The organism is Erwinia sp., assembly GCF_031978025.1.
Lineage (GTDB): Bacteria > Pseudomonadota > Gammaproteobacteria > Enterobacterales > Enterobacteriaceae > Erwinia.
This window is the reverse complement of record NZ_DALZCD010000131.1, coordinates 1-9,030: the sequence shown is the minus strand read 5'-3', so window position 1 is coordinate 9,030 and position 9,030 is coordinate 1. Positions and strand designations below refer to the sequence as shown.

Annotated in this window: 2 protein-coding genes and 2 pseudogenes; all 4 read right to left on the bottom strand. The window is 58.7% G+C overall.

The genetic code is table 11. From position 1 onward, the window contains the following. Window positions 1-1,259: pseudogene (gene recD / locus RTK32_RS12035) on the bottom strand (exodeoxyribonuclease V subunit alpha); the annotation flags it as partial. Beyond that, complete coding sequence (recB, locus tag RTK32_RS12030) at window positions 1,250-4,786, bottom strand: exodeoxyribonuclease V subunit beta (RefSeq protein ID WP_312044230.1); 3,537 nt, start codon at window positions 4,784-4,786, stop codon at window positions 1,250-1,252. The gene recB and the pseudogene recD, both read right to left, overlap by 10 nt. Next, window positions 4,783-7,668, bottom strand: coding sequence for a pitrilysin (gene ptrA / locus RTK32_RS12025; RefSeq protein ID WP_312044229.1), 2,886 nt, complete (start codon window positions 7,666-7,668; stop codon window positions 4,783-4,785). The genes recB and ptrA overlap by 4 nt, the downstream gene beginning before the upstream one ends. A gap of 134 nt (window positions 7,669-7,802) precedes the next feature. Next, window positions 7,803-9,030, bottom strand: a pseudogene (gene recC, locus RTK32_RS12020) (exonuclease V subunit gamma); the annotation flags it as partial.

Sequence of the window (9,030 nt, the reverse complement as noted above, 5' to 3'; positions counted from 1 at the left end):
TTAAGGTAGTCACGATAGCCCGCCACGCTGGCGTCCAACAGATGCTGATACTCTGCGCTACTGCTTAGCGTAAAGCGGCTGATATCAGCAAAGTCCGCGTTAAATACCTTTTCAACCTGACGGATGTCGCCCGCATTAACCGCCAGCGCCAGCTGGCCAATACCGGATGAAGCGTCAAAACGATAGCTTTTACGCAGCAGGCAAATGCTGTCGCGTACCGCCGGCGCTTGCCTGTCCTCCTGACTCTCAATCTCACAGCCGGTCAGGCGCATCAGCATCTCCGCACGCTGGCTGCTGTAGCCAGACTCCGCGCAGCGGCAGATATCGCCGAGCACGGCCCCCGCTTCCACCGAGGCAAGCTGATCGCGATCGCCCAGGAAGATCACCCTGGCGTGCGGTGGCAGCGCGGCGATCAGGCTCGCCATCATTGGCAAATCAACCATTGAGGCTTCATCCACCACCAACAAATCCAGATGCAGAGGATTGCCCGCGTGGTAGCGCATTCGCTGGCTGCCCGGCACTGCGCCAAGCAAGCGATGCAGCGTGGTGGCCTCAGCAGGAAAGCGCTTTTTTTCTGTCTCGCTGACTTCAAGCCGCTGCAGAGCCTTGCCCAGCGATTCGGTCAGCCGTGCCGCCGCTTTGCCCGTCGGCGCGGCCAGCCGAATACGCAGCGAGCCAGAGGAAAGCTCCAGCAGTGTAGCCAGCAGTTTGGCTACCGTGGTGGTTTTTCCCGTTCCAGGCCCGCCGGAGATCACCGCTATTTGTCGGGTGATCGCCACAGCCGCGGCGATTTTCTGCCAGTTATCCGGCCGATCGCCAAAATGCCTGTCGAGCGCGCTGCGCAGCCGCTGCTCGTCGAAAACAGTATGAGCCTCGCGCACGATAAACCGCGCCACCTGCCCTTCCGACTGCCACATACGATGCAGATAGAGGCGCTGCTGATGCAGGACCAGCGGCGTCGCCGTGCTGCCGTCGCCCACGGCCTGCGCCGAAGTCAGCAAAGCGTGCCAGTCCGGTTCGCCGACGGCCTGCCACAGCTGGCTGGCCAGTTCAGGATGACGCCCGCCAAACAGCAGCGCTTCGCTAAGGTGCGCCAGCGGCAGGCAGACGTGCCCCTCGCCCGCTTCCGCGCTGACGCAGGCGGCAGCCAGCATCAGCGCGGGATGGTCGTTGCCCGCTACCATGTGGGCGAACTGTACGTCCAGCGGACGCAACAGTCGCGCCTCGCAGGCGGACAGCAGCAGTTGCGCTATGGCCATAGTTCCTCCTGAGGTTCCCCGGCAAATAAAGCATCCAGCGACTGCACGAAAGCCGCTTCCGGACAGGTACGGAAGATACCGTTTTCACGCGCCGTGCCGTCCACGCCGCGGAGAAAAAGATAGATAACGCCGCCAAAGTGGCGCTGATAATCATAATCAGCCAGACGATGACGCAAATAACGGTGCAGCGCCAATGTATAAAGCTGATATTGCAGATCGTAGCGGTGCGCCCGCATCGCTTCCGCCATCGCTTCCGGCGTGTAATGGTCGCCCGACTCGCCCAGCCAGTTGGATTTATAATCCAGCAGATAATATTTTCCCTGCCAGCAAAAGACCAGATCGATAAAGCCTTTCAGCATTCCCTGCACCTGCTGAAACTGAAGCGGCGGGCAGCCGGCAGAGAGCGGATCGTAATGACGAACCAGCCGATCCAGCTTTTCTGCCATCAGCATTTGCCTGATGGGCAGATAAAATTGCAGCTCAACCTGACGGCTTTCCGCCGGTAGCTGACTCAGGCTGACGCCGGTTTCATTCAGCGGCGTCGTCAGCACGTTTTCCAGCCACTGTTTCATGACCGGCAGCCAGGCCAGGTCGTGCCCCTGACCGGCCAGCTGTTCGCTCAGCCAGGCATCATCTACCGGCTGGGTAAAGTCGAGGTTTTCAAACAGGCCGTGCAGAAAGGTTCCCGGCGCCGCGCCGCGGGGAAAAGTGTGCGGCGTCAATTGCGCAGCCTGCTGGCTTTGTGCCTCGCCCGCTGCGTCTACGTCGAGGCGCGGCAGCAGATCCAGCGTGGCGGTATGACCATGCTGCTGCAGGCCGGAATAACTGGTTACCCGCCACTCGTCACGCAGCTTGCGTGCTATCGCTTTACTGCTCAGGGCGTGCAGAGCATGCGGCTGCGGCTGCCAGGGCTGGCTTTCCGGCTTCCCGGCCAGCACGGTCTCTGTCGCTTCATTCTGCAACGAAAGCAGCTGCTCGCGCAGCATTGCGGCGTCGGCTGGTTCGCCTCGCTGTAACAACCAGCCCAGCGCGCTGCGGTGCAAATCGCTGTTGCCTTCTTTTTTGCGGTTACCTTTGATCAGCGGCGCCACGCCCACGCTACAGTGATGAACGGAACGCGTTAGCGCCACATAAAGCAGACGTAAGTCTTCGGCCAGGCGCTCCTGTTCGGCCAGTTCGAGACTTTCCTCGTCCTCGCGCAGATCCAGCAGCGCCTGGTAATTTTGCCTGTCGTGATAGATGCCTGTCGCTGCTTCACGGTAATTGGCGACAAAGGGCAGCCATACCAGCGGGTATTGCAGGCCTTTTGATTTATGGATAGTGACGATCTGCACCAGATGGCGATCGCTCTCCAGCCGTAGCTGCTGATTAGCCGCCTGCCCGTTGGGCTGTGCCACCTCCTGCGCCAGCCAGCGCACCAGCGCGTGCTCGCTGTCCAGCGACGCGGAGGCTTCCTGCAGCAGCTCGCCCAGATGCAGCAGATCGGTCAGGCGGCGCTCGCCGTTCTCAGAAGCCAGCAGATTTTCTGCGATCTGCCGGTTTACCATCAGTTCGCGCAGCATAGGCAGGACGCCACGCTTCAGCCAGCGTTGGCGATAGTGGTCAAACTCATCCACCAGCGCATCCCATTTGCGTTCGTCTTCGCTCAGATCCTGCAGGGTCGGTGCATCCAGACCGAAAATGCTGGTGGCGAGCGCGCTGCGCAAAATGCGCTCCTGCTCCGGTGCCAGCACGGCCTGAAGCAGCCACAGCATTTCACGCGCTTCCGGAGTGGCAAATACGCTGTCGCGGTTAGAAAGATAGACCGATGGAATATTCAGGGCATTGAGCGCTTCCCGCACCAGCGCGGCTTCGCTGCGGCTGCGCACCAGCACGGTCACGTCCGAAGCCTGCACCGGCCGCAACTCGTCGCCCTTACCAATCTGCGCGGTGCCCTGCTGGCCCGCGCTTAGCCAGTAGCAAATATCCGCCGCACACTGGCGCGCCATAAATTGCTGGTATTCCGTCACGCCAACGCCATCGCCCGGCTGCAGCCAGAAGCGCAGCGCGGGCTGCTCTTTGCCCTCAACGGTGAAGCTCAGTGCAGCATTGGGCGCGGCGGGCTCAACGCGAATAAAAGGGATTTCGCTAAACAGGAAGGGATCCTGCAGCCGGGAGAAAAGCTGGTTAACGCTGTTAACCATCGTCGGCGATGAACGCCAGTTAGTTTCCAGCGTATAGTGAGCACTGACTTCACTACGCGCTTTCATATAGGTAAAAATATCCGCGCCGCGAAAAGCATAGATAGCCTGTTTAGGATCGCCAATCAGCAGCAGCGCGTTGTCAGGCTGCTGGCCGTAAATGCCCTGGAAAATGCGGTACTGCTGCGGGTCGGTATCCTGAAACTCATCTATCAGCGCGACCGGATAGCGGGTTCTGATCGCCTGTGCCAGTGCGTCGCCGCCCGGCTGCCGTAGCGCGTGGTCAAGGCGTTGCAGTAAATCGTCAAATCCCAGCAGCGCATTCTGCCGCTTCTCTTTCTGGGTGGCCTGACGGATTTCTTCCAGCGCGGTGGCAATCACCAGATCGCGCAGCGACAGCGGCTCGGCCAGAAAACGGTCGATGTCGTCGAACAGCGGATGCTGCGGCGGCTCGCCTTTTTTGGTTTTTTCATGCAGTACGCGCTGTCCAAAGCGTTCCAGCTCTTTAGGGAACAGGTAGTCCAGCGTCTCCGCCATGGCCCACTCGTTGAGCTTATTCAGCCAGTTAGGCAAGTGCTTACTGCTGTAGCTTCGCTTGTCTACGCCCGACTGTGCGATCAGATCGTGCAGATTATCGGCCGCCAGCCAGGCCGCTTTCAGCCCGTCGATTTGCGCGATAATTTTGTCGTGACGCTCGGCAAACGTTTCCTGCAGATCGAGCGGATATTTTAGCGCGGGCGCCTCACCGTTCAGCCACGGCAGCAGCGTGGTCAGCAGCTGCTCTGGTCCCTGCCACAGCTGGGTCATTACCCGCGCTATCGGCAGCGGCAGCGGGTAGCAATAGCGCCGCCAGAAGTCGGCAGCGGCCTGACGGCGCAGCGGAAATTCATCCTCAATCAGCTGCTGCTCAAACAGCATCCCTGACTCAAAAGCATTCAGGTTCAGCATACGCTGGCAGAAGCCGTGGATAGTAAAAATCCCGGCATCGTCCATTTGCCGCTCGGCGGCCAGCAGCTGTGCAGCCGCCTGCGTCAGGTCGTCGACTTCCGTCAGCAGCTGCGCCAGCACGGTGTCAGTCGTGTACCCACGAACGCAGGCGATACGCAGCTTGTGAATATTTTCACGGATGCGGCCGCGCAGCTCTGCAGTGGCCGCTTCGGTAAAGGTGACCACCAGGATCTCCTCAACGGACAGCGGTCGTCCGAACGAGGCTTCCCCACCCAGCCCCAGCAGCAGACGCAGGTAGAGCAGGCCGATAGTAAAGGTTTTCCCCGTACCCGCCGAGGCTTCTATCAGCCTTTCGCCTTTCAGCGGCAGCGTCAGGGGATCGAGACGCTGTACCTTCATTTATCGCTTTTCACCGGGAAAGATTGCTGTAGTTTTGAGACTTCCTGCCAGGTGGTAAAGCCTGCAGGATCGGCATAGTCAGCCTTGCCGTGCTGGCTGCCGGAGATCTGTGACAGCAGCGTCAGCCCCTGCGGTTTGCTTACCGCATCGTGGAAAAAGGTGGCCAGTTTCTCAGGCGTCAGCGCCTGGATGCGGGCGATCACTTTTTCACGCGTGTCGAAACGGTAGTTCTGCCGGTTGAAATCTTTACTGTAGCGTCCCGCCTCTTCATCCAGCGTTTGCGGGCGCTGTTTTAACTCGTTGATCATCGCTGCCTGGTACTGGACGAAATCCTTTTTGCTCATTTCGCGCAGGCGCTTTTCCGCTGTCGGATAGAAAGCCTCAAAGCGTTGCAGCAGATAAGCGGGTTGCTTAACGTTGCTTTGCAGCAGGAAGCCGATGCCCCACTGCCGTCCAACCGGCATCTGGAAGGCGAACACCGCATAACCCAGCTGCTCTTCGGTACGCAGCTGGTTATAAAACCACGGCTGCACAATCTGGCTGAGCATACTGCTGCTGGCGATGCTGTCGAACTCTTCGTAACCGAGCGGTACGTACAGCGCTGCCAGCGCAGAATCGGTGCTGCTGCCAACCTTCTGCAGATTGACGTTAGCTGCTTTCTCTACCGCCAGATAATCGCTGTGCCAGCTGTTCTGCCCTTCACAATTAAGCTGCGCTGTTAGCGTGGTTGCCAGCGTTTTGACGCTTTCTGGCGTCATATTACCCACCACCATCAGTTCCGGCGTCGCTTTTTCCAGCAGCATACTGCGATAGTTTTTCAGATCGGAAAGCGTAATACCGGCCACCAGTTTCCGGCGCTCGCTACGTTGGGTATAGGGCAACTGCGACAGCATCTGCGCGGGCTGAATAGCCAGCTCGAAAGCTTTGCCTTTTTCGGCAGACTCCAGACGCTCCAGATACCAGGATTTTGCCTGATCCAGCTGCTGCTGCGTCGGCTGGTAGCTGGCGTACTGCTTCAGCAGCGCCTGCATTAACGCGGGCAGGTGCTGCGTAAAGCCGCTGGCGTTAAAGGTTACGCCGTCGTTTTCGCTGGTCGAGAAACTGATACCGCCCACTGAAGCCTGCGAATTCAGCTCGTCCAGCGCCAGTCCCGCCAGGTAGTCGTTCATGCCAAACAGTACCTGATTTTTTGCCGTGCTCATTGCCTCTTTATTACGCAGCGCCAGCGTTATCGCGGCTTTGGGATCGTCCGCGTAAAAGCGGCTTGGCATATAGAACACGCGCAGGTTCGGCTGGTTAACCAGCGTTTGCGGACGGTCAGGCTGCGAAGCCGGTTTGATCAGCGTGAAATCATCCGGGATGTAAGGATTCAGCGTCGGAAGCGCAAGCGAGATAGTCGCGCTTTCTGCCTGCCAGGCGGCAAAACGTTCCGGCTTAATACGGTCGACCTGATAAGGCGCATTGACGAAATAGGCGACCTTATTGTGCGGCTCGTTTGGACTGATAAACCAGATCCGCGCATTCTGTGGCGTCATCCCCTCCAGGCGCGCTTTGATCGCCTGCGGATCGTAGCGGTCGGCGATATAAGGGGCGACCAGCGTATCGGTAACCGGCACACGCAGCATGGTATCAACCAGCCATTCGATATAGTCCATATCGCGCGTGATCGACGGATAGCGGAAGTCCAAATCCATCACGTGCGCCATCTCATCGAAATAGCGCTTGTCGATGCCTTCGTTACGCAGCTTGTTCAGGTAGCTGAACACGGCAGCGACAACCCGGTCGCGGTTCGCCTGCCCTCGATCGTTCAGCGAGATGGAAATGGAAAAGACGCCGCCGTTGCGATCGATAACCGGATCGGCGCCAGCATCAATGGAATCCGCCAGGCCCTGGCTTTGCAGCCAGTCGGAAAGCGTGTTCTTGCTGCGATTGCCAATGAGATAAGCAATCAGCGTGTCGGTTTTACTGCGAAACTGGTCGCTGTTGTTGTCGATGCGAAACTCAATCCTGATCTGCTTGCGCGGCTGGGCCGGCACGTAGTGGATCACAATCCCTTTCTGCCGATCCGTCACTACCGGCACGGTAATCGCCGGGACGGTCGCGTTATGGTTTTCCACCCGGCCAAAGGTGTCGGCAGCCACTTTTTGCAGCTCTGCCAGCGGCTTGTTGCTGTAAATCACCGCTTTCATCAGGTTGGCCGAGTAGTAACGCTGATAAAAATCTTTTAACGCCTCGTGCAGCTTGCTGTCCGGTTTGTCTTTTAACGTGTCCAGATTGCCGCCGGAAAAAAGGGAGCTGGGGTGCTCGGGATTCAGCGTTTCCGCGCCAACCTGCGCCATACGCAAGCCGTCACGCGAGCGCGCCATTGTCAGCTCTGCATTGACCGCATGGCGCTCACGATCGGCATTAACCGGATCCAGCAGCGGTTCGGCAATCGCATCCGCCAGGCGATCCACCGCCGGTGCCAGCGCATCGTTTTCCACTTCCAGATAGAAAGCCGTACGGTAGGACGCCGTGCTTGCGTTATGGCTACCGCCATGTTTTTTCAGGAACTCTGCCAGATTGTCCGGCTGCGGGTAGCGCTTTGAGCCCATCAACAACATATGCTCAAGGTAGTGCGCCAGTCCCTGCTGATTACGTGGGTTATCCAGCGAACCTATGGGCAGCGTCAGCGCCGACAGCGATTTTGTCGCCTGCGGATCGGAAACCAGCAGCACCGTCATGCCGTTATCGAGTTTGATCGCCTGATACTGGCGCGGATCCTTTTCGCTTTTACGGATCGCTTCAGGGATCGGCTGCCAGCCTGACTGTGCCTGGCTCAACGGACTCCAGAAGGTAAAAAGTAGAAACAGCGTGGTGAACCGGACTGCATAACGACGCATTCAAACTCCTCGACAATCTAACGTGCTTTCTGCGCGCGCGCGGCGACAGCGAAACGACGACCCTAAAGATTCCGCTGGCTTAGAGCGGACAGAAAAAAGCGAAGTGGGGTTATAAAGTAACACTACAGGATGTCTCAGTTAATGTCATTCATCCGCAGCAGCGGCAGCAGCCAGACTTCAGCCTGATGGGTGATTTGCTCCAGCGTGGCCTCATCCAGCGTGCGGAACAGCCTTGCCAGGTAAGGATCGCTGCCCTCACCTTCTGTTTGCATATTCCCCTGCCAGGCCTGCAACAGCTTATTACGCGCTTTGACCTGCGTCGCCTCGTCATAAGAAATCGCTGCCGCTTTTTCGTCATAGCAGGCTTCCAGCCAGGCACCGCCCGTTTTGGGCAGCAGCAGCAGCGGCGCGCACATGCCGGCTTTATAGCCTTCTATATAACGCTCAAGCCAGCCGCTGGCCTCAATGGCCCCGATCGGCGGGAACCACCAGCGGCTTTCTTTACGGCCGTACATGCGGCTGGCGCCGCTGCCGCCCAGCACGCAGTAGACCAGGTGTTCCAGCCACAGCGCCAGCCCGTCGGTAAAGTTAAGGTGGCCAGGCCGCCAGCGCAGCAGGCCATCGTCCTGTACGGCGGGCAACCAGCCGCTCAGCTGAAGCCCCCCCACCTGAAGATTGATTTCCTGGCTAACCGCATCCTTGCGCTGCTCTCGCACCACCCCGGCCAGTTCGGCCATGTCTCCCAGCTGCTCCTGCCAGAACAGTTCACCCCAGGCACCATACGGCAGATTGCCCGCCGCGCGATGCCGATCGAACAGCGGCTCGCCCGGCTGGCCTTCAATCAGGGTGTTCAGCAGCTGGGTATTGAGTTGATAGCGGCTGAGGTTATCAAGAGTAAAAGGTTCCGCATCCGGCAGTTCCATATCTTCTGCACTGAAGCTGACGCCTAAACGCTGGCTGAAGAAAGCACGCACCGGATGACGCCAGAAACGCAGCAGCTGGTCAAAGTTAAGTTCGGTAATATTGGCTTCCGGCAGCGGCTGCATAAAAGGCGGATGCGGCACGCCACTCGCCTTTGCCGCCGGCAGCCATTCCGCCGCATAGCTTTGATACCGCGCCTGCGGCAGGAAGTTCTCCGCCGCAAACGGCATGCGGCTGTGCAGGTGATGAAGATGCGCGATAACCTTCGCTGCGCTGGTATCCACGTCGCTTTGCTGGTCTTCCGGCAGGCAGAAGCTCTGCCCGATATATTCCACCAGCTCGCTCACCAGCACCGAAGGAAAACGTTCTGAATTGTCCTGAATTGTCCGACCAATATAGCTGATATAGAGCTGGTGCGGGGCTGAGTTAATGGCTTCCAGG

What these genes read in the sequence shown, in the direction of transcription:
- ptrA (WP_312044229.1), bottom strand. Translation starts at nt 7,668, where the DNA reads ATGCGTCGTTATGCAGTCCGGTTCACCACGCTGTTTCTACTTTTTACC.
- recB (WP_312044230.1), bottom strand. Translation starts at nt 4,786, where the DNA reads ATGAAGGTACAGCGTCTCGATCCCCTGACGCTGCCGCTGAAAGGCGAA.